Source organism: Pseudomonas sp. 58 R 12, from assembly GCF_900005865.1.
GTDB classification, from domain to species: Bacteria; Pseudomonadota; Gammaproteobacteria; order Pseudomonadales; family Pseudomonadaceae; genus Aquipseudomonas; species Aquipseudomonas tritici.
The window spans coordinates 270,221-293,881 of the sequence record NZ_CVTP01000017.1 but is presented as its reverse complement, the minus strand read 5'-3'; the positions used below and the strand labels follow the sequence as shown (position 1 = coordinate 293,881).

The 23,661-nt window shown below is 59.5% G+C and carries 20 protein-coding genes and 1 pseudogene; 12 read left to right on the top strand and 9 right to left on the bottom strand.

Going from position 1 to position 23,661, the window contains the following annotated elements; all coding sequences use genetic code 11:
* Window positions 1-78 precede the first annotated feature (78 nt).
* On the bottom strand, window positions 79-2,814 hold the full coding sequence (gene secA, locus BFP95_RS14200; protein WP_065873605.1) for a preprotein translocase subunit SecA: 2,736 nt from the start codon (window positions 2,812-2,814) through the stop codon (window positions 79-81).
* 305 nt (window positions 2,815-3,119) lie between these two features.
* Here secA and BFP95_RS14195 point away from each other — a divergent pair, with 305 nt between their 5' ends.
* The gene (locus BFP95_RS14195; protein ID WP_065873606.1) at window positions 3,120-3,575 is read left to right on the top strand and encodes a DUF721 domain-containing protein; all 456 of its coding nucleotides are present in this window, start codon (window positions 3,120-3,122) and stop codon (window positions 3,573-3,575) included.
* 4 nt (window positions 3,576-3,579) lie between these two features.
* On the opposite strand, the gene BFP95_RS14190 is transcribed toward BFP95_RS14195, so the two are convergent.
* Window positions 3,580-5,058: a helicase HerA-like domain-containing protein gene (locus BFP95_RS14190; protein WP_065873638.1), complete on the bottom strand. Its 1,479-nt coding sequence runs from the start codon at window positions 5,056-5,058 to the stop codon at window positions 3,580-3,582.
* A gap of 203 nt (window positions 5,059-5,261) precedes the next feature.
* Here BFP95_RS14190 and BFP95_RS30350 point away from each other — a divergent pair.
* Window positions 5,262-6,293, top strand: a pseudogene (locus tag BFP95_RS30350) (cache domain-containing protein); the annotation flags it as partial.
* A 93-nt stretch (window positions 6,294-6,386) separates the two neighbouring features.
* A complete protein-coding gene (locus tag BFP95_RS30345; RefSeq protein WP_371905447.1) occupies window positions 6,387-7,151 on the top strand; it encodes a methyl-accepting chemotaxis protein in 765 nt (254 codons plus the stop codon).
* A 13-nt stretch (window positions 7,152-7,164) separates the two neighbouring features.
* On the opposite strand, the gene BFP95_RS29790 is transcribed toward BFP95_RS30345, so the two are convergent.
* Together BFP95_RS29790 and purU are read right to left on the bottom strand one after the other, a co-directional pair.
* Window positions 7,165-7,335 (bottom strand): hypothetical protein, encoded by a 171-nt coding sequence (locus tag BFP95_RS29790; protein WP_175403015.1) that lies wholly within the window; start codon window positions 7,333-7,335, stop codon window positions 7,165-7,167.
* An 86-nt stretch (window positions 7,336-7,421) separates the two neighbouring features.
* The gene (purU, locus tag BFP95_RS14180) at window positions 7,422-8,270 is read right to left on the bottom strand and encodes a formyltetrahydrofolate deformylase (protein ID WP_065873608.1); all 849 of its coding nucleotides are present in this window, start codon (window positions 8,268-8,270) and stop codon (window positions 7,422-7,424) included.
* A gap of 349 nt (window positions 8,271-8,619) precedes the next feature.
* Here purU and mvaT point away from each other — a divergent pair, with 349 nt between their 5' ends.
* Window positions 8,620-8,994: a histone-like nucleoid-structuring protein MvaT gene (gene mvaT, locus BFP95_RS14175; RefSeq protein ID WP_008432352.1), complete on the top strand. Its 375-nt coding sequence runs from the start codon at window positions 8,620-8,622 to the stop codon at window positions 8,992-8,994.
* Between the two features lie 92 nt (window positions 8,995-9,086).
* On the opposite strand, the gene sbcB is transcribed toward mvaT, so the two are convergent.
* Window positions 9,087-10,514, bottom strand: a complete 1,428-nt coding sequence (sbcB, locus tag BFP95_RS14170; RefSeq protein ID WP_065873609.1) for an exodeoxyribonuclease I — start codon at window positions 10,512-10,514, stop codon at window positions 9,087-9,089.
* A gap of 167 nt (window positions 10,515-10,681) precedes the next feature.
* On the opposite strand from sbcB, the gene BFP95_RS14165 reads away from it, so the two are divergent.
* From BFP95_RS14165 to BFP95_RS14140, 6 genes are read left to right on the top strand one after another with little or no spacing between them, the layout of a single operon-like run.
* Window positions 10,682-11,374 carry an RDD family protein gene (locus tag BFP95_RS14165; RefSeq protein WP_065873610.1) on the top strand — a complete coding sequence of 231 codons (693 nt, stop codon included), beginning with the start codon at window positions 10,682-10,684 and terminating at the stop codon, window positions 11,372-11,374.
* The gene (locus tag BFP95_RS14160; protein WP_065873639.1) at window positions 11,371-12,351 is read left to right on the top strand and encodes a stage II sporulation protein M; all 981 of its coding nucleotides are present in this window, start codon (window positions 11,371-11,373) and stop codon (window positions 12,349-12,351) included. The genes BFP95_RS14165 and BFP95_RS14160 overlap by 4 nt, the downstream gene beginning before the upstream one ends.
* Entirely contained in the window at window positions 12,338-13,867 is a 1,530-nt protein-coding gene (locus BFP95_RS14155) for a DUF4129 domain-containing protein (RefSeq protein WP_065873611.1), read from the top strand. The genes BFP95_RS14160 and BFP95_RS14155 overlap by 14 nt, the downstream gene beginning before the upstream one ends.
* The gene (locus BFP95_RS14150) at window positions 13,864-15,033 is read left to right on the top strand and encodes a DUF4350 domain-containing protein (protein WP_065910338.1); all 1,170 of its coding nucleotides are present in this window, start codon (window positions 13,864-13,866) and stop codon (window positions 15,031-15,033) included. Before BFP95_RS14155 ends, BFP95_RS14150 begins: the two co-directional genes overlap by 4 nt.
* Window positions 15,030-16,025, top strand: coding sequence for an AAA family ATPase (locus BFP95_RS14145; RefSeq protein ID WP_065873613.1), 996 nt, complete (start codon window positions 15,030-15,032; stop codon window positions 16,023-16,025). The genes BFP95_RS14150 and BFP95_RS14145 overlap by 4 nt, the downstream gene beginning before the upstream one ends.
* Before the next feature lie 7 nt (window positions 16,026-16,032).
* A complete protein-coding gene (locus BFP95_RS14140; protein ID WP_065873614.1) occupies window positions 16,033-17,364 on the top strand; it encodes a DUF58 domain-containing protein in 1,332 nt (443 codons plus the stop codon).
* Window positions 17,365-17,424: 60 nt separating this feature from the next.
* Here BFP95_RS14140 and BFP95_RS14135 read toward each other — a convergent pair whose 3' ends face one another.
* Both BFP95_RS14135 and BFP95_RS14130 read right to left on the bottom strand, forming a co-directional pair.
* The gene (locus tag BFP95_RS14135) at window positions 17,425-17,784 is read right to left on the bottom strand and encodes a PilZ domain-containing protein (RefSeq protein ID WP_065873615.1); all 360 of its coding nucleotides are present in this window, start codon (window positions 17,782-17,784) and stop codon (window positions 17,425-17,427) included.
* 222 nt (window positions 17,785-18,006) lie between these two features.
* Window positions 18,007-18,381: a hypothetical protein gene (locus BFP95_RS14130; protein WP_065880980.1), complete on the bottom strand. Its 375-nt coding sequence runs from the start codon at window positions 18,379-18,381 to the stop codon at window positions 18,007-18,009.
* A 173-nt stretch (window positions 18,382-18,554) separates the two neighbouring features.
* Here BFP95_RS14130 and pyk point away from each other — a divergent pair, with 173 nt between their 5' ends.
* Window positions 18,555-20,006, top strand: coding sequence for a pyruvate kinase (gene pyk / locus BFP95_RS14125; protein WP_065873617.1), 1,452 nt, complete (start codon window positions 18,555-18,557; stop codon window positions 20,004-20,006).
* A gap of 170 nt (window positions 20,007-20,176) precedes the next feature.
* Here the strand turns inward: pyk and BFP95_RS14120 are convergent, their stop codons facing one another.
* Both BFP95_RS14120 and BFP95_RS14115 read right to left on the bottom strand, forming a co-directional pair.
* Entirely contained in the window at window positions 20,177-20,923 is a 747-nt protein-coding gene (locus tag BFP95_RS14120; RefSeq protein ID WP_065910337.1) for an enoyl-CoA hydratase-related protein, read from the bottom strand.
* Window positions 20,924-20,953: 30 nt separating this feature from the next.
* A complete protein-coding gene (locus BFP95_RS14115) occupies window positions 20,954-21,886 on the bottom strand; it encodes an iron-sulfur-binding ferredoxin reductase (RefSeq protein ID WP_065910335.1) in 933 nt (310 codons plus the stop codon).
* Between the two features lie 215 nt (window positions 21,887-22,101).
* Here BFP95_RS14115 and BFP95_RS14110 point away from each other — a divergent pair, with 215 nt between their 5' ends.
* A complete protein-coding gene (locus BFP95_RS14110) occupies window positions 22,102-23,625 on the top strand; it encodes a fumarate hydratase (RefSeq protein ID WP_010208051.1) in 1,524 nt (507 codons plus the stop codon).
* Window positions 23,626-23,661: the final 36 nt, after the last annotated feature.

Below are 23,661 nucleotides of genomic sequence, written 5' to 3'. Positions count from 1 at the left end.
ACGGCGAAATTAATGGCAAAACGCCGCGACGGCAGAGGCCGGTCGCGGCGCAGGGTGTTGCAGCGTCAGGCGGAAATCTTATTCGATCTGGCCGTGGCAGTGTTTGAACTTCTTGCCCGAACCGCAATAGCACAGCTCGTTGCGACCCAGCTTCTGGTCGTTGCGAACCGGGGTTTGAGCCAGCGCCACATCAATCTCTTCGCCCAGTACTTCAGGGGCTTCCAGACCTGGCGCCTCGTCATGCTGGAACTGCATGCGTGCCGCCAGTGCCTCGGCCTCCTGGCGCAGGCGGGCTTCTTCCTCGATCGGGTCTTCGCGACGCACCTGAACGTGGGACAGCACGCGGATCGAATCGCGCTTGATCGAATCCAGCAGTTCGGAGAACAACGTGAACGACTCGCGCTTGTACTCCTGCTTCGGGTTCTTCTGGGCGTAGCCACGCAGGTGGATGCCGTGACGCAGGTGGTCCATGGTCGACAGGTGGTCTTTCCACAGGTCGTCCAGCACGCGCAGCACGATTTGCTTCTCGAACGTGCGCAGTGCTTCGGCACTCGCCTGCTCTTCTTTCTCGTTGTACGCAGCCAGCAGCTCGGTCATGAGCTTCTCGCGCAGGGTCTCTTCGTAGAGGTGATCGTCTTCGTCCAACCACTGCTGAACCGGCAACTCGACACCGAAGTCGTTCTTCAACGCGGCTTCCAGGCCGGCAACATCCCACTGCTCTGGCAGGGATTGTGGCGGGATGTGAGCGCTGACGGTGGCATTGAGCACGTCCTGACGGAAGTCAGCAATGGTCTCGCCAATGTTGTCGGCGGCCAGCAACGTGTTACGCATGTGATAGATCACTTTACGCTGCTCGTTGTTGACGTCATCGAACTCGAGCAGTTGCTTACGAATATCGAAGTTACGCCCTTCAACCTTGCGCTGTGCCTTCTCGATGGCATTGGTCACCATGCGGTGCTCAATCGCTTCACCGGACTGCATGCCCAGGGCCTTCATGAAGTTCTTCACGCGGTCCGAGGCGAAGATGCGCATCAGGCTGTCTTCCAGCGACAGGTAGAAGCGGCTGGAACCGGCGTCACCCTGACGACCAGCACGACCACGCAACTGGTTGTCGATACGGCGCGATTCGTGACGCTCGGAGGCGATTACCTGCAAGCCACCGGACTCCAGCACGGCCTGGTGGCGTTTCTGCCAATCCGCCTTGATCTGTGCGATCTGCTCTGGAGTCGGGTCTTCCAGCGAAGCCACTTCCACTTCCCAGTTACCGCCCAACAGGATGTCGGTACCACGACCGGCCATGTTGGTGGCGATGGTCAGCGCGCCTGGGCGACCGGCCTGGGCGATGATCTCGGCTTCTTTTTCGTGGAACTTGGCGTTGAGGACCTTGTGCTCGATACCTTCCTTGTTGAGCAGGTTGGACACGTGCTCGGAAGTTTCGATGGTGGCGGTACCCACCAGGATCGGACGACCCTGGGCCATGCCATCCTTGATGTCGTTGATGATTGCCGCGTATTTCTCTTCGGCAGTCAGGAACACCAGGTCGTTGAAGTCTTTACGCGCCAGCGGCTTGTTCGGCGGGATAACGACGACCGACAGGCCATAGATCTGGTGGAATTCGAACGCTTCAGTGTCAGCCGTACCGGTCATGCCGGACAGTTTGTTGTACAGACGGAAGTAGTTCTGGAACGTGGTTGAGGCCAACGTCTGGCTTTCAGCCTGGATGTTGAGCACTTCCTTGGCTTCGATGGCCTGGTGCAGGCCTTCGGACAGACGACGACCCGGCATGGTACGACCGGTGTGTTCGTCAACCAGAACGACCTGGCCGTCCTGCACGATGTATTCAACGTTGCGATGGAACAGTTTGTGCGCGCGCAGACCGGCATACACGTGGGTCAACAGGCCCAGGTTGTGCGCCGAGTACAGGCTTTCGCCTTCGGCCAGCAGGCCGATCTGGGTGAGCATGTCTTCGACGAACTGGTGACCGGCTTCGTTGAGTTCGACCTGGCGGGTCTTCTCATCGATGGTGAAGTGACCTTCTTTGGTCACTACGCCTTCCACTTCTTCGATGTGCTGCTCCAGACGCGGGATCAACTTGTTGATCTCGGTGTACAGGCGCGAGCTGTCTTCGGCCTGGCCGGAGATGATCAGTGGGGTACGGGCTTCGTCGATCAGGATGGAGTCGACTTCGTCGATCACGGCAAAGTTGAGTTCGCGCTGGAATTTTTCTTCCATGCTGAACGCCATGTTGTCGCGCAGGTAGTCGAAACCGAATTCGTTGTTGGTGCCGTAGGTGATGTCGGCAGCGTAGGCGGCGCGCTTCTCTTCCGGCGGCTGGAACGGCGTTACCACGCCGACGGTCAGGCCAAGGAATTCATAGAGCGGGCGCATCCAGTTGGCGTCCCGGCGAGCCAGGTAGTCGTTCACCGTCACAACGTGCACGCCCTTGCCGGACAGTGCGTTGAGGTAAACGCCCAGGGTTGCCACCAGGGTCTTGCCTTCACCGGTACGCATTTCGGCAATCATGCCTTCATGCAAGGTCATGCCCCCGATCAACTGGACGTCGAAGTGGCGCATGCCCATGACACGCTTGCCGGCTTCGCGGGCGACCGCAAAGGCTTCGGGAAGCAGCTTGTCGAGGGTTTCACCTTTGGCTATGCGGGCCTTGAACTCTTCGGTCTTGGCGCGCAATTGCTCGTCCGAAAGGGCAACCATCTGCTCTTCGAAGGCATTGACCAGCTGCACCGTCTTGAGCATGCGTTTGACTTCGCGCTCATTCTTGCTTCCAAAAAGTTTCTTTAACAAAGGCGCAAACATATCGGCAGGTTCTTCCACACATAGGGATGGAGGGCGCACCGTGAGTGGCCCGAGCAGCCCTCACGGCCGCATGCGAACGCGCATTCTACCCGGATTCGTGGGTGAGGAAAGTGGCGTTGTTCCCCGATGCTGGTGCGGCGCTGTGAGAGGGCTTGTTTAAAATAAGGGCTTTTGCTGGAACTTCAACCCATGGAGCGAAGAAGTTACTGATTGATTTCACGCACAAAACCCCATGGAGGCATGGCCTGAGGGCATACAGGCGCTTTCTGCTAAGATGGCCGCTCTGTTACTTAAGGTGTCCAATAATGGCATTTCGCCCACTAACAGCCCGCGCGCCTGCCGTGTTGCTGCGCGAAGCCAAGCCGTTGAAAGCTATCTTTGGCCATGCACAACGCTTGGGCCATCTGCAACGCCTTCTCGAAAGCCAGCTGCAACCCGCCGCGCGCGAACACTGCCGCGTGGCGTCGTGGCGTGAGGGGAACCTGCTGCTTATTGTCACAGATGGCCACTGGGCAACGCGTTTGCGTTATCAGCAAAAACGCCTGCAGCGTCAATTGATGACCTTTGATGAGTTTGCTGGTTTGACGCGCATCCAATTCAAAGTACAACCGCCCACCCCCCTACCCGGCGTGGCGGGTCATACCCTGGACCTCTCGACAAATGCGGCCGAAACCATTCAGGCAACGGCCGACGGCATCAGCGACCCCGGCTTGCGCGCGGCGCTTGAGCGGTTGGCTGCCCATGCCAAGCCCAAACCCTGATTCGCTATTTGCGCTTGCTCCCGCCCAATAACGACCCCAACAAACCACGCACCAGTTGCCGGCCCATCTGATTGGCGGCTTGCTGCATCGCTGACTTCAGCGCCTTGCCCGCCGTCGTGCCGAGAAACGCCCCGGCCCTGTCGGTAAAGCTTGGCTCATCGGTGGCTGGCTTGGCCTCTTCGGTCGGCCCAAGCTCCTTGCGTGACATAAGCACTTCATAAGCGGATTCCCGATCGATCGGTTTGTCATACCGGCCCTGCAATGGCGAACTGGCGACCAAGGCAGCGCGCTCGGCTTCGCTGAGCGGCCCGATCCGTGATTGTGGCGGTGCGACCAGTACGCGCTGGACCACCTCCGGCGTGCCCTTTTCCTGCAAGGTGCCCACCAAAGCCTCACCCGTGCCCAGTTCGGTCAATACCGACAACGCGTCGAAGGCCGGGTTTGGCCGGAAGCCGTCCGCTACGGCGCGCAAAGATTTCTGTTCTTTAGTGGTAAACGCCCGCAGGCCATGCTGGATGCGCAGGCCGAGTTGGGCCAGTACGCTGTCCGGCAGGTCGCCTGGCGACTGGGTGACAAAATACACGCCAACGCCTTTCGAACGAATCAGCCGCACCACCTGCTCCAAACGCTCTTGCAACGCCTTGGGCGTGTCGGCGAACAGCAAATGCGCTTCGTCAAAAAACAGTGCGAGCAGCGGTTTGTCGGCGTCACCGCGCTCGGGCAGTTGCTCGAACAATTCCGCCAACAGCCACAGCAGGAACGTCGCGTATACCTTCGGCGCTTCGTGCACCAGGCGGCTGGCGTCCAGCAGGTGGATGCGCCCGCGCCCGTCGCTGGTGGGCTGCAGGATATCTTCCAATTGCAAGGCCGGCTCGCCAAACAAGGCTTCGGCGCCCTGCTGTTCCAACACCGCCAGGCGTCGTAACAATGCCTGGCTGGAACCCGTGGTCATCAGCGCTGCGTCTTCGCCCAGCAATTGCGGGTGATAGCGCAGATGGTTAAGCAGTGCTTTGAGGTCTTTGAGGTCCAGAAGCAACAGGCCTTCGCGATCCGCCACCTTGAAGGCGGCATAGAGCGCCGACTGCTGGCTGTCGGTAAGTTCCAGCAGGCTACCGAGCAACAACGGCCCCATTTCGCTGATGGTGGTGCGCAACGGATGGCCAGACTGCCCGTGGATGTCCCACAGCGTGACCGGATAAGCCTTGGCCGTGTAGTTCAGGAAAGGCATGCCGGCGATGCGCTCGGCGACCTTGCCTTGGGGGTTCGCCGCGGCGCCGAGGCCGCACAGGTCACCCTTGATGTCGGCAGCAAACACTGCCACGCCTGCATCACTGAAGGCTTCAGCCAGACGTTGCAACGTGACGGTCTTGCCCGTGCCGGTGGCGCCGGCGATCAACCCGTGACGGTTGGCCAGGCGCATGGCCTGGGCGATAGGCTGGCCAGAAAGGTCAGCACCGATAAGGAGTTGCGTGGAATCAGGCATTTCGTCACCCATGGTTAATCTTTAGTGTCGCCAGGTCGATACAGGCCTATGTGAGACCCACAAAGTCTAAAACAGGTCGGATAGTTCCTACAGTGACCCACAGAGCTATCACCCGAATTATTACACCTTTTTTGACGCTACCATTTTGCGTATCCCACGAGGACGCGCCTCGGATATTAAGACCATAGCGGACCCTACAAGCCATGAATAAAAATCTGCGCTTCAGCCATAAAATCCTGCTTGCAGCCTCCCTTATCGTCATCGCCGCTTTCGCGCTGTTTACCCTCTACAACGATTACCTGCAACGCAACGCGATTCGTGACGACCTCAACAACTACCTGCATGAAATGGGCGATGTCACCGCTAGCAACATTCAAACCTGGCTGACCGGGCGCATTGCACTGGTTGAAAACGCCGCGCAAAACATCGCTATCAACCCCGAGCCTGCCGCCGTTGCCAGCCTGCTGGAACAAAAAGCACTGACCTCTTCGTTCATGGCAACCTACGTCGGCGACAGCAAGGGCGCCTTCACCATCCGCCCCGACGCCAAGATGCCGGACGGCTTCGATCCGCGTGTGCGCCCTTGGTACAAAGGCGCCCAGAGCAGCAACGGTTCAACCCTGACCGAACCCTACATCGATGCCGCCACCGGCAAATTGATCATTTCCGTTGCCACCCCCAGCACCCAGGGCACCCAGAGCATCGGCGTGGTCGGTGGCGACCTGAGCCTGCAAACGCTGGTGGATAACATTGGCGCGCTGAACTTTGGCGGCATGGGCTATGCCTTCCTGGTCAGTGCCGATGGCAAAGTATTGGTACACCCGGACAAAAACCTGGTGATGAAGACCCTCGCCGACGTGTACCCGAAAAACACCCCGAAGATCAGCGCAGACTTCAGCGAAGTCGAGGCCAACGGCAAAGACGCTATCGTGACCTTCACACCGATCAAGGGACTGCCCTCGGTGAACTGGTACCTCGGCATCTCGGTAGATAAAGACAAATCCTTCGCCATGCTCAGCGAATTCCGCACTTCCGCGGTCATCGCTACGATCATTGCCGTGGTGATCATCATCGCCCTGCTCGGCATGCTGATCCGCGTGCTGTTGCAACCCTTGCATGTGATGACGCGCGCCATGCAGGACATAGCCGACGGCGAAGGCGACCTGACCCGTCGCCTGAGCATCCAGAACAATGATGAATTCGGCACGCTGGGTATCGCATTCAATCGGTTTGTGGAACGTATTCATACCTCGATCCGTGAAGTGTCTTCGGCCACCGAACAGGTCAATGAGGTGGCGCTGCGGGTCGTCAGCGCGTCCAATTCGTCGATGGTCAACTCCGACGAACAGGCCAATCGCACCAATAGCGTGGCGGCCGCCATCAACGAACTGGGCGCTGCCGCCCAGGAAATCGCGCGCAATGCTGCTCAAGCGTCGAGCCAGGCCAGCGACGCGCGACACTTGGCTGAAGACGGCCAGCAAGTGGTGGAGCGCAATATCAAGGCGATGAACCAACTGTCGGCGATGATCAGCGCCTCCAGCAGCAACATCGAAGCGCTCAATAGCAAGACGGTGAATATCGGGCAGATTCTTGAGGTGATCACCAGTATTTCCCAGCAAACCAACCTGCTGGCACTGAACGCCGCCATCGAAGCGGCCCGCGCAGGGGAAGCCGGACGTGGGTTTGCGGTGGTCGCGGATGAAGTGCGCAACCTGGCTCATCGCACCCAGGAATCGGCGCAACAAGTGCAAACGATGATTGAGGAACTGCAAATCGGCGCCCGGGATTCGGTCAGCACCATGAGTGAAAGCCAGCGTCACAGCCTCGACAGTGTGGACATCGCCAACCTGGCCGGAGAACGCTTGAACAGCGTGACCCAGCGTATCGGTGAGATCGATGGCATGAACCAGTCGGTCGCCACTGCCACTGAAGAACAAACCTCGGTGGTGGAGTCGATCAACATGGACATTACCGAGATCAACACCCTCAATCAGGAGGGCGTGGAAAACCTGCAGTCCACGCTGCGCGCCTGTGGCGACCTTGAGCGGCAAGCGTCACGATTGAAGCAATTGGTGGGCAGTTTCCGCATCTGATCCAGGCGGGCGATTACGCGTCCTCGGGCTCGGGCTTACCCTGCTCCTGCTCCCACAACTCGGCGGCACCGGGAAATTCGGTGCCGTCCTCACTGTCGAGGTCATCCGGGTCATATCGACTCAAACACCCTTCCCCCAGGGTCGCCGGGGCTTTTGACGTGGCTTTGTCCAGCGGGTCACTCATGACTCAATCCTCAACAACGCACAACGAAAAAGGGCCTGGAGCGATTTAACGCCCAGGCCCTTCATTCTTCAATCACAGCACGTCGGTCAGAACACGACCGTCTTGTTGCCGTGCACCAGCACGCGGTCTTCCAAGTGGTAACGCAGGCCACGGGCCAGGACCATCTTCTCGACATCACGGCCGAAACGCACCATGTCTTCAATGCTGTCGCTGTGGCTGACACGCACCACGTCCTGCTCGATGATCGGGCCGGCGTCCAGCTCTTCGGTGACGTAGTGGCAGGTCGCGCCGATCAACTTCACGCCGCGCAGGGAAGCCTGGTGGTACGGCTTGGCCCCTACGAAGGACGGCAGGAAGCTGTGGTGGATGTTGATCACCTTGCCAGCGTATTCGCGGCAGAGCTCCGGCGGCAGGATCTGCATGTAGCGCGCCAGCACCACAACGTCGGCCTCATGTTGCTTGACCAGACGCGAGACTTCAGCGAACGCCGGCTCCTTGTCCTGCGGGTTGACAGGCACGTGGTAATACGGGATGCCATGCCATTCAACCATGCTGCGCAGGTCATCATGGTTGGAAATCACGCAAGCGATCTCGCAGTCCAGCTCATCGCTGTGCCAGCGGTGCAGCAAATCAGCCAGGCAGTGGGATTCGCGGCTGGCCATCAATACCACACGTTTTTTCTGCTCGGTGTCAGTGATGTGCCAGGTCATCGAAAACTCTTCGGCGATCGGCGCAAACGCTTCGCGGAAGGCATCAAGACCAAAAGGCAGCGAGTCGGCACGAATCTCGTGACGCATGAAGAACCAACCGCTGAGATCGTCCGAGTGATGACTCGCTTCGGTGATCCAACCATTGTGGGAGGCCAGAAAGTTACTGACTTTGGCAACGATGCCGACCCGGTCCGGGCAAGCAATCACCAGCCGAAAAGTGCGCATTAGGGGGAAACTCCAGAACTTCACAAAGGCCGCCATTCTAGCCATTGCGCGAGAAAACTGCAGTATTCGTTGAGGCTTATTCTGATCGCCGGCCCGTACCATGCCCCTTAATAGCCTATGGTTTTACCACCTTTATATGAATCTACTGCGTTACCCTATGGGTGTTCCTCGCATTTCAAGCAGATTGTCTTAGGTTCACGCCCTAGTAATTAACTCGAATGCATAGCAATGCTACAAACATTCAAAGTAATTCACATAAATACGACCTTAAATGTTTACTTGGGGAAACCGCCTGACTATTATTGGGCCACTATCCCTGTCAATCAGCGCTCTACATAAGGTAGTCCACATGTCTCTGATCAACGAATACCGTGCCACCGAAGAAGCTATCAAAGAGCTGCAAGCCCGTTTGAAGAATCTGTCCCAAGACGACAAACTGCAAACCGAGCTGGAATTCGAAGGCAAATTGCGCACCCTGATGGGTGAATACTCCAAATCCCTGCGTGACATCATCGCGCTGCTGGATCCAGATTCGAAAGTTAAAGCACCGCGCGGCGCTGTAAAAACTACTGGCACCAAGCGCGCTCGCAAAGTCAAGCAATACAAAAACCCGCACAACGGTGAAGTGATTGAAACCAAAGGCGGCAACCACAAAACCCTGAAAGAGTGGAAAGCCAAGTGGGGCGGTGACGTGGTTGAAGGCTGGGCTACCCTGCTGGGCTAAGCTTCGCCAGGCCTCCTGCGCCTTATACGCAACACCTTAAAAACGCCAGCCTGCTGGCGTTTTTTATTGCCTGCCTGTTTTGTCAAAGTCGACTACAGGTTTACCTTGGCGGCCAGAGAGTCCGCATACTCCTGCCACTGCTCCAGTACCTCGGCCTGAAACGGCGTTGCACTAACGGCAAACTCTTGCCGAGCCTGCTTAAATGCCCCAAGGGTATTCGGCGCGCCCCACTGCGGGTCAGACAAACGTTGCTGACAGAAAAGTGTCCAGCGTTGTTGCTCCTCATTGTTCAAGGTATCGGGGAAGTTACGCGCGCGGTAGCGAAACAATAATTCAGGCAAACGCTGATCATCAAAAGGCCATTGCTGGCGAGCTAATTGCGCAGGCTCGGCCGTCCGGACTTGTTCGCATAAGCGCCGATCACGATCTCCGATAAAACCATCATAAAGCTGTTGCTCCGGGTCTGAACTCGGGACGAAATCATCTTCGGCGTAAATGATCGCCAACTTATCGCGCCAAAGTTCCTGTGCGTCAGTTAGCCGCAGCGCTCGTTCCTGATAGATATTCATATCCAAGTGCAAGCGTTCACGATCTTCAGCCCGTAGCACATTCAACGGGGCAACCACCGGGCAGCGGTTGATATGTACCAACTTGAGCGGTACCGGCAGCTCACCCTCGGCAAGATCGTCACGGCGGGTATAAAGGCGTTGGCGCAAGGCATCCGCATCAAGGTCCAGCAACCCTTGTGGATCAAGCCCAAGATCGCAGACGATCAATGCATTACGATTGCGCGGGTGCCACGCCAGCGGCAGCACCACCCCCAGGTAATGGCGCTCGGCGGAAAACCGCCCGGAGATATGCACCATCGGTTGCAGCAAGCGTACCTGGTCCATCACCCGTTGCTTGCTGCGCAGTTGAAACAACCATTCATACAGCTTGGGCTGCTTCTCACGGACCCGTCGAGCCAACGCAATCGTGGCGCGTACATCGGACAACGCATCATGAGCCTGGCCATGGTCGATACCGTTGGCTTCGGTCAGGCGCTCCAGCTTGAGCGTGACACGCCCATCCTGTTGCGGCCATTCAATACCTTCCGGGCGCAGGGCGTAGGCCGTGCGGACCACGTCGATCAAATCCCAACGACTGTTACCGCCCTGCCACTCCCGCGCGTAAGGGTCGAAAAAATTGCGGTACAGGCTGTAGCGCGTCATTTCATCGTCAAATCGCAAGGTGTTGTAGCCGGCGCCACAAGTACCCGGCGCGGCCAGTTCAGCATGCACTCGCGTCATGAAGTCGGCCTCGGCCAGGCCTTTTTCCGCGAGTATCGCGGGCGTGATACCGGTAATCGCGCAGGCGACGGGATGCGGCAGGATATCGTCGCTGGGCCGGCAGTAAAGATTGACCGGGGCGCCAATCTCATTGAGTTCAAAGTCCGTCCGGATGCCGGCTACCTGGAGTGGGCGATCGCTACGCGGGTTGATGCCGGTGGTTTCATAGTCGTACCAGAAAATGGAGGTCACGGGCTATTCCTGTACTGAAGATCGACAAAGTCTAGGCGCTGAACCGCGTCCGCGACCAGCACCAAATGCACTGTACAAACATCCAGTAAAACCTTGAGTGGTTGCTTCCATCGCCGACACTGCTAGCATCCGTGTCTCCCAGCCTCTGCGCACTGCCAAGGATCGCGATGCCGTCAACCCCATTGGACACCCGCTACCAGATCGAAACCCCGGAGGGCATCGATCTGCCCCTGCGCCCGGCCGGCCTGGTGCCACGCGTGCTGGCCTTTGCCTTCGACCTTGGTTTGCGCGGGATCGTCATGGGCATTCTGCTGGTGCCATTGGCCTTGCTCGGCAACGTCGGCATCGGCCTGGGTTCGCTGCTGCTGTTCCTGATCAGTTGGTGGTACATGGTGCTGTTCGAAGTACTCAACCAGGGCTGCTCACCCGGCAAACAGGTCATGGGGCTGCGTGTCGTCCAAGATGATGGCACTCCGGTTGGCTGGTCCGCATCACTGATCCGTAACCTGCTGCGGTTTGTCGACATGCTGCCATTCGGCTACTTTCTCGGCGCGATCAGTTGCCTGCAACACCCTCACTTCAAGCGCCTAGGTGACTTGGCCGCCGGCACACTGGTGATCTACCGGGAACAGCCGTTGGTGCGCCCTCAAATCCCGCAAGCGGCGGCCTTGCGCCTGCCCTTCGCCCTGGATTTGAGTGAACAGCGGGCCATCCTTGGCTTCGCGGAACGTCAGGGTGAACTGTCCACCGAACGCGTTCATGAGTTGGCCTCGATTCTCGCCGCGCCCTTGCAGGTATCCCCGGCTCGCGCCGTGGAGCAACTCAATGGTGTGGCCCGTGGCCTATTGGGGCCGACATGAAACAGAGCCTTTTCGAAAGCCGCTACCAGCCTCAATGGCAAGCCTTTGCCGAACACCTGAAACAGTTGGAGCAAGGCAAGGCCAAAGCCAGTGACGTGGCCGACTTCCCCCATCAATACCGACGATTGTGCCAACACCTGGCCCTGGCCCAGGCGCGCGGCTACAGCAGCTATCTGGTAGATCCGTTGCAACAACTGGCCCTGCGCGGCCACCAACAGCTCTACCGGCATCGCAGCCAATTGGCGGCAAATGTGCTGGGGTTCGTACTCGCCGATTTTCCTCGGTTGGTGCGAGAACAATGGCGTTTCGTACTGATCGCCAGCCTGCTGTTTTTTGGCAGCCTGGTAGGTATCGCGCTCTTGGTCTACCTGTTCCCCGACTTGATTTATAGCGTCGTCAGCCCGCAGCAAGTGGCCGAGATGCAGGGCATGTATGACCCCGACGCCAGCCGCCTGGGCCGCGCCGCCGAGCGTGCGTCAAGCGAAGACTGGATGATGTTCGGCTACTACGTGATGCACAACACCGGTATTGCGTTCCAGACGTTCGCCGCCGGTTTATTGTTCGGGCTGGGCAGTGTGTTCTTTCTGATTTTCAACGGCCTGGTCATCGGTGCAGTCTCCGGGCACCTGACTGAAATCGGCTACGGGCAGACCTTCTGGTCATTCGTCATAGGCCATGGTGCATTCGAGCTGACAGCAATCGCACTCGCCGGTGCCGCAGGCTTGCAACTGGGCTGGGCGATGATCGCTCCCGGGCAATTGACCCGTGGCGAATCATTGCGGCGGGCAGCGCGCAAGAGCGTGCAGATGTTGTGCGGTGTCATGATATTCCTGCTGATCGCTGCCTTTATCGAAGCTTATTGGTCGTCCACCACCGCCATCGCCCCTTGGGTCAAATACTTGGTGGGCGCTGCTCTGTGGCTGCTGGTGGCGGCTTACCTGGGCTTTGCCGGAAGGACTCGCCATGCGCCTGAGTGATGCAAGCGTGGTAATCCGCCCACGTACTGCCTGGGAAGCCATGGACCTTGGCGTATTGATGGCCCGCGAATATCGCCTGCTACTGATGGGCAGTTGGGCGCTGGTGAGCCTGCCAGTGTTCGTCTTACTGACTGCACTGCTGTGGCAGTACCCGTCTACTGCACTATTCGTGTTCTGGTGGCTCAAACCGGCCTTTGACCGTTTGCCGCTTTACATCCTGTCCAAGACCTTGTTTGGCGAAACACCCAGCATCAAGCAGGCCGTGCACGAGTGGCCGAAACTGCTGAAAGGCCAGCTGCTGGCCAGCCTGACCTGGCGACGACTCAGCCTGAGCCGCAGCTTTGTGATGCCGGTGAGTCAACTCGAAGGCCTGAATGGCCCGGCACGCCAAAAACGCCTGGGCGTGCTGCAGCAACGTAACGCAGGAGCCGCACGTTGGTTGACAACCATCGGGGTGCACCTGGAAATCGGCCTGTGGTTTGGTTGCATGGCACTGCTCTATCTGTTCATTCCCCAGAACGTCGAGATGGATTGGGACTGGCAACGTCTGGCACTGGCGACAAGCTCGGAAAAATTGTGGCTGGAACACCTGAGTAACGCGTTCTATGCATTGATCCTGGTGTTTTGGGAGCCCATCTATGTCGCCTGCGGTTTCAGCCTTTACCTTAACCGCCGCACCGTACTCGAGGCCTGGGACCTGGAACTGGCGTTCCGACGCCTTCGTCAGCGCCTGAGCAGCGTAGCGCCGCTATTATTACTGATAATAGGGCTGACGCTTCTGCCATTCAGCCCACCCGCCATGGCCGATGCTTCCAACCCCGCCAAGCCACTGAACACCCAGGACGCGAGCCAATCCATCAAGTCGCTGCTGGATAAGCCTCCCTTCAAAAATCCGGAAACCGTAACCCGCTATCGCTTTGGCGAAGACAAGACCCCTGTTAAAAACAAGGCTCACAGCGACGGTAAACTCCCGGACTGGTTGAAGGCGCTGCTGAACAACCTCAACAGCAATACCTTCAAGCACATCGCCCAGGGCTTGGAGGTACTGTTATGGGGACTGCTGATCGGCGTCTTGATCATGCTGGCATGGCGTTATCGCGAATGGTTGAGCACGTTTGTAAGCCGGCGCGGGCCGCGCAAGCCCAACGTCATGAAACCCGTGCCGACACAATTATTCGGTCTCGAACTGGGCACCGAAACCTTGCCCGACGACGTTGCCAGCGCCGCCGAGCACCTATGGGCCACCCAACCAAGGGAAGCCCTCGGCCTGCTGTACCGAGGCCTGTTAAGCCGACTGCTGCATGATTTCAATCTGCCGCTTAAAAGCGCTGACACAGAAGGCCAGGTCCTGGCGCGCGTGCACCAGCTGCAACAACCGCAGCTGCTGGCCTTCAGTGACGAATTGACCCGACATTGGCAAAACCTTGCCTACGGCCATCACCTTCCCCCCCTTTCAGCCCAGCAAAAACTCTGCAGTGATTGGCGCACCCTGTTCAGCTCGGGGAACGCCTCATGAACCGGCCTTTGATATGGGTGGGATTATTGCTGGCGTGCCTGCTTGGCGCGGGTGGTTACTTCGTGTGGAGCAAGGCGATCCCCTACGACGAAGTGGTGGATCGCGGCCCTTCTCCAGAAGCCCTGGCGAACCCCTACCTGGCGGCAGAACACTTTCTGAGCCAACAAGGCCTGGCCGTGGACCATGCCAACAGCGTGGAACGGTTGACGACGCTGCCCGCCAAGGGCCACAGCCTGTTATTGCTTGGCGAGCGCAGCAACATGTCACCACGCCAGGTAGAGCAACTGCTGGCTTGGGCCAAATCCGGCGGCCATCTGTTACTGGTGGCCGAGGCGCTGTGGGATGAAGAGACTGGCAAAAGCGGCGACCTGCTGCTCGATCGCCTGGATATCCACCAGGCCTTGAGTGATGAACCTGAAGAGCTTGCGCCTACCGAGAAGAAGCCTCTCAAAAAGAAAGCCTCGGACCTGACCAAATTCTACGTCGACAATGAAACCGCACCGGCTTATTTCAGTTTCGACACGGACTTCAACCTTACCGACCCCAAGCACCTGGCTCAATTTTCTGCCAACAGCGCAAGGTCGAGCCACCTGATGCAACTCGACCTTGGGAGAGGCCGCGTCACGGTGATCACCGACAGTGACCTATGGAAAAACCCGAGTATTGGTAGGCACGACAATGCCTGGCTGCTGTGGTATCTGACCCAGGGCACAGCCGTGACCCTGCTGTTCAACAGTGACTTCGACGACTTGTTTACCCTGCTGGTGCGGTACTTCCCCCAGGCCCTGGTCGCACTCATTGCCCTGGTCGCCCTGGCACTGTGGCGGGCCGGGATGCGTCAAGGCCCGATCCAGTCTCCCCCACCCAACGCACGCCGCCAGTTGCAGGAACACCTGAAAGCCAGCGCCGACTTCCTGCTGCGCCGCAGTGGCCAAGGCACGCTGCTGCGTGCCCTGCAGCGCGATGTCTTGCGTGCCGCCCGGCGTCGTCACACCGGTTTTGAACACCTCGACAATGCAGAACAGTGGCGGGTACTTGAACACCTGACGCACCAACCCTCTCACGTCATCAGCCAGGCCCTTGGCCCACTTCCGGCAAAACGGCTTTCCAGCGCCGATTTCAGCCGGCAGGTGGCGTGCCTGCAAACCCTCAGGAATGCCCTATGAGCGAAATTCCAAGCGCCACTGCCCTGACCAGCGAAACCTTGCAGCGTGCCAGCGGGCAAGCCCAGGCTCTAGGCACTGAATTGCGCAAGGCAGTGATTGGCCAGGACCAGGTGATCGACGATGTCCTGACCGCACTGATCGCCGGCGGCCACGTGCTGCTCGAAGGGGTGCCAGGGCTGGGCAAAACCCTGCTGGTACGCGCCCTCGCACGTTGCTTTGATGGCGATTTCGCGCGTATCCAGTTCACCCCGGACCTGATGCCCAGCGATGTCACCGGCCACGCCGTGTATGACCTGCACACCGAGCAATTCAAATTGCGCAAAGGCCCGGTGTTCACCCACTTGTTGCTGGCCGACGAAATCAACCGCGCCCCGGCCAAGACCCAGGCGGCCTTGCTTGAGGCCATGCAGGAACGGCAAGTCACCCTTGAAGGCGAGGCGCTGCCTATCGGCCAACCGTTCATGGTACTCGCGACCCAGAACCCCATCGAACAGGAAGGCACCTACCCCCTACCGGAAGCGGAACTGGATCGTTTTATGCTCAAGGTGCGCATGGATTATCCCGACGCGCAGCAGGAGCTGGACATGGTGCGCGAAGTCACGCGCTCGTCCCGGGCCGACATGCTGGATGTACACCCATTGCGCACCGTGTTGCAGGCCGAGGACGTGCTGCAACTGCAGCGGATTGCCAGTGAACTGGCCCTGGATGAACAGGTGCTCGACTATGCCGTGCGCCTGGCGCGCGCCACCCGTAGTTGGCCGGGGCTGACCATCGGCGCCGGGCCGCGGGCCTCCATCGCCCTGGTGCGTGGCGCGCGTGCTCGCGCCCTGTTGCGCGGTGGTGAATTCGTCACCCCGGACGACATCAAGGGATGCGCCTTGGCGGTACTGCGTCATCGGGTGCGTATAGCGCCAGAGTTGGACATCGACGGGCTGGAGGTCGACCAGGTGCTCAAGCAAATGCTCGATCAGATACCGGCGCCCCGGCAATGACTCGCCCATGAAACCGACCCGTCTGCTGCTGAACTGGCTCGGCGTATTGCTGGGCTTGGGCATATTGCTGGGCACCGCAACGGCGTTGCAGTTCAAGGTGCCCGACACCTTGCACTCAATCGCATGGGGGTTGCTTCTTGCACTGTTGCTGCTGGCTACGCTGGATGCGATGCGTATGCGTCGACGCCCATCCCCCCGCGTGCAACGACAGATGCCCGGCAGCCTGGCGCTCGGAAGGTGGGGCGAAGTACGCCTGGCCTTGGAGCATGACTTCCCACAGCCACTGACGGTGCAGGTATTCGATCATGTCCCCGACGGATTGAGTGTCGAGAACATGCCCCAGTCCATAGCGCTGCGCCCCGGTGAAAGCAGTGAGCTGGGTTATCGCCTTCGCCCTTTGCGGCGCGGGCATTTCAGTTTCAGCCACTGTGAAATTCAGCTGCCCAGCCCGATGGGCCTGTGGTCGGCGCGGCGAATTATCGAAGTGAGCGATGCCACACGCGTCTACCCGGATTTCGCCCGACTGTACGGCGCGCAATTGCTGGGGGTGGACAACTGGCTGAGCCAACTGGGTGTACGTCAACGTCAACGACGTGGATTGGGGCAGGAGTTTCATCAACTGCGCGAGTTTCGCGACGGTGACAGCCTAAGGCAGATCGATTGGAAGGCCACCGCCCGACAGCGCACGCCCATCGCCCGCGAATATGAGGATGAGCGCGACCAACAGATCGTGTTCATGCTTGATTGTGGACGACGCATGCGTAGCCAGGATGACGAGCTGTCGCATTTTGACCACGCCCTCAATGCCTGCCTGTTGCTCAGCTACGTTGCCTTGCGCCAGGGTGATGCGGTGGGCCTGTGCACCTTTGCCGGTGAACAGCCACGCTACCTGGCACCGGTCAAGGGCAGCGGCCAGCTGAACCTATTACTCAACGCCGTGTACGACCTCGATACCACCCGACGGACTGCCGATTACCAGACCGCGGCAAGTGATTTGCTGGCTCGACAAAAGCGGCGCGCGTTGGTGATCGTGGTGACCAACCTGCGCGATGAGGACGATGAGGCACTGCTGACTGCAGTCAAGCGTATCAGCCGCCAGCACAGGGTGCTGGTCGCCAGTTTGCGCGAGGAGGTACTCGATCAACTGCGCCAAGCGCCCGTGCAAACCTTGCCTGAAGCCTTGGCCTACAGCGGCACCATCGACTACCTGAATACCCGCGACGAATTGCATGACCGCCTCGCCGCCCAAGGCCTATCCGTATTGGACACCTTGCCGTGTGAACTGGGACCGGCCCTGGTGACACGTTACCTGGGCTGGAAGAAAGCGGGTGTGCTCTGAAAGAAGCACGCGCACACGGCAGGGGCACTCCACCCAAACCGGGTAGACAATGCACTGTGTCTAGGCCGAAGCCTGCAAGGGATCAAAACTGAAGTAGTGCAGCAACACGTTGATCAGTTGCCCATATTCCTCGGGAGCGTGGAGCACACTGAAACCTGAATCGTACTGCTGCGGGTTGATATCCTCGTGGCTCCACAGGCAGGTTGCCGTCAGATCGATTGGATGGAAGGTGCCGTCAGCATTGGGAATCTTCAAGCGCAGCTCGAAGTCCACGTCGACCATCATGGGCAATTGGCTGATTAACATCAGCCCATCTTCCGAGACATTGCCCAAGAAGCCGATGGGCTTATCGGTGCGCCGGTTAAACACTTGCAGAAAGTAAGGCAACTGATGCCGCTCAATCCGTCGGTCGGTAAACATGGTGAGATCGCCATCCAATGGCCATGACTGCGGCCGTGCCAGTGATTCGGAACGAGAAAACCGCTCGCTCTCCCTGGATCTCGGTGCGACAACAGGCAATATTTGCCGCTGGACGGCCGCCGAGTCCGGACCTGCATTCGTTTGAATAGAAACTTGTACAAACGAACATCCAAAGGATAGCTCAAGACTGACAACGGGCCAGTTATGAAATGACGAATATCATCATAGAGAGGCTGGGCGCGGCTGGGCGACGCGTGCTCCGGGGTAATGCCCCAGTTGTTGCAGGGTATCGAGCCTCGCGCGAGCACGGTAGGCGTACTCACTCGACGGAAACTGATTAATGATGAATTGATAAGTCTGTGCCGCGTCGACAAACAGCTTTTGCCGTTCCAGGCATTGGCCCCGCAACATCGAGACCTCCGGCTGTACATAACGCCGGGTACGACTTTCGCGGTCGACCTGGGACAATTCCAGGGTAACGCGCTCGCAATCACCGACCTTGTAGGCGCGGTAGGCGTTGTTCAAATGGTGGTCCATCGACCAGCGGGTGCAGCCGACAACACTAACGGCCAGGGCAGCAATGAGCAAAATTCGCATGAGGGTTCTCCTGTCTTGTGCAGTGTATCGACCCATCGTCGAAAATCTTCAAGGATGTTCGTATTCAGCCGCAGCGAAAACAAGTCAATCGTCGATAAGTAGTGCAAACGAACAATGACTACAACGAAAGAGCATAGTAGCCTTCCCCAGCGCTTGAACTCAGGAGTCTGTGCATGTCCGTCCGTCGCACCAAAATCGTCGCCACCCTTGGCCCGGCCAGCAACTCGCCGGAAGTCCTCGAACAGCTGATTCTGGCTGGTTTGGACGTCGCCCGTCTGAACTTCTCCCACGGCACCCCGGACGAGCACAAGGCTCGCGCCAAGCTGGTGCGTGACCTGGCCGCCAAGCATGGCCGCTTCGTCGCATTGCTGGGTGACCTGCAAGGCCCGAAAATTCGTATCGCCAAATTCGCCAACAAGCGCATTGAGCTGAAGATCGGTGACAAATTCACCTTCTCCACCAGCCACCCGCTGACCGAAGGTACCCAGGACGTCGTCGGCATCGACTACCCGGACCTGGTCAAGGACTGCGGCGTCGGTGACGAACTGCTGCTGGACGACGGCCGCGTGGTCATGCGCGTCGACACCGCCACCCCAACTGAGCTGAACTGCACCGTGCTCATTGGCGGCCCGCTGTCCGACCACAAAGGCATCAACCGTCGCGGTGGTGGCCTGACCGCCCCGGCCCTGACGGAAAAAGACAAGGCCGACATCAAGCTCGCCGCCGAAATGGAAGTGGACTACCTCGCGGTATCGTTCCCGCGTGACGCCGCCGACATGGAATACGCACGTAAGCTGCGCGACGAGGCCGGCGGTACTGCCTGGCTGGTGGCGAAGATCGAACGCGCCGAAGCTGTGGCCGATGACGAAACCCTCGACGGCCTGATCAAGGCTTCCGACGCAGTGATGGTTGCCCGTGGCGACCTGGGCGTGGAAATCGGTGACGCCGAACTGATCGGTATCCAGAAGAAGATCATCCTGCACGCGCGCCGCCACAACAAAGCGGTGATCGTAGCGACCCAGATGATGGAGTCGATGATCCAGAACCCGATGCCGACCCGCGCCGAAGTGTCCGACGTAGCCAACGCTGTGCTCGACTACACCGATGCCGTGATGCTCTCGGCTGAAAGTGCCGCGGGCCCGTATCCGCTGGAAGCTGTGCAAGCCATGGCGCGTATCTGCCTCGGCGCCGAAAAGCACCCCACCAGCAAGACCTCCAGCCACCGCATTGGCAAAGAGTTCGAAAGCTGCGACCAGAGTATCGCCCTGGCCGCCATGTACACCGCCAACCACTTCCCGGGTGTGAAGGCAATCATCGCCTTGACCGAAAGTGGCTATACGCCGTTGATCATGTCGCGCATCCGTTCGTCGGTGCCGATCTACGCGTTCTCCCCGCACCGCGAAACCCAGGCCCGCGCGGCCATGTTCCGTGGCGTGTACACCGTCCCGTTCGACCCGGCTTCGTTGCCACCGCATGAAGTCAGCCAGGCGGCCATCGACGAGTTGATCAAGCGCGGCGTCGTGGAGAAAGGTGACTGGGTCATCCTGACCAAGGGCGACAGCTATCACACCATCGGCGGCACCAACGGCATGAAGATCCTGCACGTTGGCGACCCAATGGTCTGAGTGACCGGTAAGTGAAAAAGCCCCGACTGGTTCGGGGCTTTTTTATGCCTGTGGGTTTTGTAGTGCCCTGAGGGCCTCATCGCGGGCAAGCCCGGCTCCCCCAGTGGATCGCATTCCAATGTGGGAGCTGGCTTGCCTGCGATAGCGCCAGCGCAGTCAACGCACATTCATTAGCGAGAAATGAAAGCCGACAACGCCGCAATCGCCTCCGGCGACCTCAATCGCTGGGTAAACAACGCGCCCTCCTCCTCAATCACCTGCCGCAATTGCTCGCGATCCACACTTTTCATGAGTTGCTTGGTCACCTGCACCGCCCCCGGCGCCAGGGTTTCAAACCGCTCGGCCATTTCCCGCGCCCTGGCCAACGCCGCCTCACCGCTGCACAACGCCTCGGTGGCAATCCCCAACGCCGCCGCCTGTTCGCCGCTGAAGCCCTCGCCCAGCAGCAATAACTCAGCCGCCTTGGCGTGCCCCAACAACCTCGGCAGGATCAGGCTCGAACCAAACTCCGGGCACAGCCCCAGATTGACGAACGGCATGCGCAATCGCGCATCACGGCTGACATACACAAGGTCGCAATGCAGCAGCAGGGTTGTACCGATACCCACGGCTGCACCTGCTACCGCGGCGATCACCGGCTTGCGGCAGTTGAGCAGGCTCTTCATGAAATGAAACGGTGGGCTATCGAGGTCGCTGGGCGGTTGTTCGAGAAAGTCGCCGATGTCGTTGCCCGCAGTGAAACAGCCACTGCTGCCCTGGATCAGCACGCAGCGGATATCCGCGTCCGCATCGGCCTGCTCGAACGCCTCGGCCAACTGGGTATACATGGCCCGAGTCAGCGCATTTTTCTTCTCGGGACGATTGAGCTGCAGGATCAGCAGCCCGCGTTCACGTTGCTGCAGGATAGCGTCAGTCATGGCAGATCTCGCGGCTGTAGAGTTCAGCGCTCAACCACGGGGCAGGAACACATCGGCCAGCAGTTGATTACGCGGCAGTCCCGCCAGAAACAAGCGCTTTGAGAAGGCTTCTACGCTGATGGGGTGTCCGCAGAGTAAAGCCAGCGTTTGCCGCGAAACAAGCCGCAGTTGCGCCAATGCCTGTGCCGACCCGGCCGCCGTCCATAGCTCCACCGTGAGGTTGGGATGCTGCGCAGCCAACGCCCCCAAGGGCTCGGCGAGATAATGGCCTTCAGTATCATGGGCCAGGTGAATCAGGCGAATGTCGCCCTGATGATCCTGGCGCAGCGCCTCACGCAATACACCCCACAACGGCCCTAACCCGGTACCGGAAGCCAGCAGCCACAGCGGTCGGGATTGCCAGTCCGGGTCGTATTGCAGCGCGCCGCCGCGCAATTCGCCCAAACGCAGGCGGTCGCCAACCTGCAACTGCCGGGCTAGATCACTGAATTCGCCAGGCTGGCGGCAGTCGAGATGAAACTCCAGGAATGCATCTTCCTGGGGCAAACTCGCCAGAGAATACGGCCTCGCCACCTGCCCCGCCCACAACACCAGGTGCTGCCCGGCGCGATAACGCAGGCCACGCTCCGGCTGCAAGCGCAGGCGCAGCACGGTTGGGTTCAACCAATCGACACCGACCACCTGAGCCGCCAAACCGTCACGCGCCGGGTCAAACGCCTCGACGCGCAGGTCCGCGCTGACCTGGCATTGGCAGGCCAACCGCCAGCCATCCTGGCGTTGCGCCGGGCTCAAGGCCTCGGGTTGCTTGTCCTCGACATCACCTTGGCAACGCACCAGGCAGGCATGGCAGCTCCCAGCGCGGCAACTGTAAGGCACAGCCACACCGGCCTGGTTCAGGGCATCCAGCAGGTTTATGCCGGTAGATACCGACCAATGGCGTTCGCCGACGTACAGTTCAGGCATATAAGGACTCAATCACAAGAGGCGCACACAGGGAATCATGCCTGCGACAGTTTGACCATAGTCGGGTGTATCGGCCACCGTGTCGGGTTATACTGCCGCGCCTTTTTAGCGTCGCGCCTGCACCAGTGGCGTGCCTTGGAAAGGTGGTTTCAGCCGACCGATGCACCCCACTGAAGCCACCTTATTGAATGTTCCCTTATAGAGGAGCGCGACTCATGACCGTGATCAAGCAAGACGACCTGATTCAGAGCGTTGCTGACGCCCTGCAATTCATTTCCTACTACCATCCGGTTGATTTCATCCAGGCCATGCACGAAGCCTACCTGCGCGAAGAATCGCCAGCGGCCCGTGACTCCATCGCCCAGATCCTGATCAACTCGCGCATGTGCGCCACCGGCCATCGCCCGATCTGCCAGGACACCGGTATCGTTACCGTGTTCGTGCGCGTGGGCATGGACGTACGTTGGGATGGCGCCACCATGGGCCTGGACGACATGATCAACGAGGGCGTGCGTCGCGCCTACAACCTGCCGGAAAACGTCCTGCGCGCATCCATCCTCGCCGACCCGGCAGGTGCGCGTAAGAACACCAAGGACAACACCCCGGCGGTCATCCACTACTCCATCGTCCCGGGTAACACCGTGGAAGTGGACGTGGCGGCCAAGGGCGGCGGTTCCGAGAACAAGTCGAAAATGGCCATGCTCAACCCGTCCGACTCGATCGTCGACTGGGTACTGAAGACCGTTCCGACCATGGGTGCCGGCTGGTGCCCACCGGGCATGCTCGGCATTGGCATCGGCGGTACCGCCGAAAAAGCCGCCGTGATGGCCAAGGAAGTGTTGATGGAATCCATCGACATCCACGAGCTGAAAAAGCGGGGCCCGCAGAACCGTATCGAAGAGATGCGCCTGGAGCTGTTCGAGAAGGTCAACCAACTGGGCATCGGCGCCCAGGGCCTGGGTGGCCTGACCACCGTGCTCGACGTGAAGATCATGGATTACCCGACCCACGCCGCCTCGCTGCCGGTGTGCATGATCCCCAACTGCGCCGCCACCCGTCACGCACACTTTGTGCTCGACGGTTCGGGCCCGGCGTCGCTGGAAGCGCCACCGCTGGACGCCTACCCGGAAATCGTCTGGGAAGCTGGCCCATCGGCCCGTCGCGTCAACCTCGATACCCTGACCCCGGAAGAAGTGCAGAGCTGGAAGCCGGGCGAGACCGTGTTGCTCAACGGCAAGATGCTCACCGGTCGCGATGCGGCGCACAAGCGCATGGTCGAGATGCTGAACAAGGGCGAAACCTTGCCAGTGGACCTCAAGGGTCGCTTCATCTACTACGTTGGCCCGGTTGATCCGGTGCGCGAAGAAGTGGTTGGCCCGGCTGGCCCGACCACCGCAACGCGGATGGACAAGTTCACGCGTCAGATCCTCGAGCAAACCGGCCTGCTGGGCATGATCGGCAAATCCGAGCGCGGCCCTACCGCGATTGAAGCGATCAAGGACCACAAAGCCGTGTACCTGATGGCCGTGGGCGGTGCTGCTTACCTGGTGGCGCAAGCCATCAAGAAGTCGCGCGTTGTCGCCTTCGCCGAACTGGGCATGGAAGCGATCTACGAGTTCGACGTGAAAGACATGCCGGTCACCGTTGCGGTGGACAGCAAGGGCGAATCCGTGCACATCACCGGTCCTGCCATCTGGCAGAAAAAGATCAGTGAAAGCCTGGCGGTGGAAGTGCAGTAAGCGCTTCCTTCGCGGGGACAAAGGCGACTGCGGCTC

Excerpts from the sequence above, each read along its gene's own strand:
- BFP95_RS14130 (WP_065880980.1), bottom strand. The coding sequence starts at position 18,381 with ATGCGAATTTTGCTCATTGCTGCCCTGGCCGTTAGTGTTGTCGGCTGC.
- pyk (WP_065873617.1), top strand. The coding sequence starts at position 18,555 with ATGTCCGTCCGTCGCACCAAAATCGTCGCCACCCTTGGCCCGGCCAGC.
- BFP95_RS14165 (WP_065873610.1), top strand. The coding sequence starts at position 10,682 with ATGCCGTCAACCCCATTGGACACCCGCTACCAGATCGAAACCCCGGAG.
- mvaT (WP_008432352.1), top strand. The coding sequence starts at position 8,620 with ATGTCTCTGATCAACGAATACCGTGCCACCGAAGAAGCTATCAAAGAG.
- BFP95_RS14115 (WP_065910335.1), bottom strand. The coding sequence starts at position 21,886 with ATGCCTGAACTGTACGTCGGCGAACGCCATTGGTCGGTATCTACCGGC.
- BFP95_RS14195 (WP_065873606.1), top strand. The coding sequence starts at position 3,120 with ATGGCATTTCGCCCACTAACAGCCCGCGCGCCTGCCGTGTTGCTGCGC.
- BFP95_RS14120 (WP_065910337.1), bottom strand. The coding sequence starts at position 20,923 with ATGACTGACGCTATCCTGCAGCAACGTGAACGCGGGCTGCTGATCCTG.
- BFP95_RS14135 (WP_065873615.1), bottom strand. The coding sequence starts at position 17,784 with ATGTTTACCGACCGACGGATTGAGCGGCATCAGTTGCCTTACTTTCTG.
- BFP95_RS14110 (WP_010208051.1), top strand. The coding sequence starts at position 22,102 with ATGACCGTGATCAAGCAAGACGACCTGATTCAGAGCGTTGCTGACGCC.
- BFP95_RS29790 (WP_175403015.1), bottom strand. The coding sequence starts at position 7,335 with ATGAGTGACCCGCTGGACAAAGCCACGTCAAAAGCCCCGGCGACCCTG.
- BFP95_RS30345 (WP_371905447.1), top strand. The coding sequence starts at position 6,387 with ATGGTCAACTCCGACGAACAGGCCAATCGCACCAATAGCGTGGCGGCC.
- BFP95_RS14145 (WP_065873613.1), top strand. The coding sequence starts at position 15,030 with ATGAGCGAAATTCCAAGCGCCACTGCCCTGACCAGCGAAACCTTGCAG.
- BFP95_RS14150 (WP_065910338.1), top strand. The coding sequence starts at position 13,864 with ATGAACCGGCCTTTGATATGGGTGGGATTATTGCTGGCGTGCCTGCTT.
- purU (WP_065873608.1), bottom strand. The coding sequence starts at position 8,270 with ATGCGCACTTTTCGGCTGGTGATTGCTTGCCCGGACCGGGTCGGCATC.
- BFP95_RS14155 (WP_065873611.1), top strand. The coding sequence starts at position 12,338 with ATGCGCCTGAGTGATGCAAGCGTGGTAATCCGCCCACGTACTGCCTGG.
- BFP95_RS14140 (WP_065873614.1), top strand. The coding sequence starts at position 16,033 with ATGAAACCGACCCGTCTGCTGCTGAACTGGCTCGGCGTATTGCTGGGC.
- BFP95_RS14160 (WP_065873639.1), top strand. The coding sequence starts at position 11,371 with ATGAAACAGAGCCTTTTCGAAAGCCGCTACCAGCCTCAATGGCAAGCC.
- secA (WP_065873605.1), bottom strand. The coding sequence starts at position 2,814 with ATGTTTGCGCCTTTGTTAAAGAAACTTTTTGGAAGCAAGAATGAGCGC.
- BFP95_RS14190 (WP_065873638.1), bottom strand. The coding sequence starts at position 5,058 with ATGCCTGATTCCACGCAACTCCTTATCGGTGCTGACCTTTCTGGCCAG.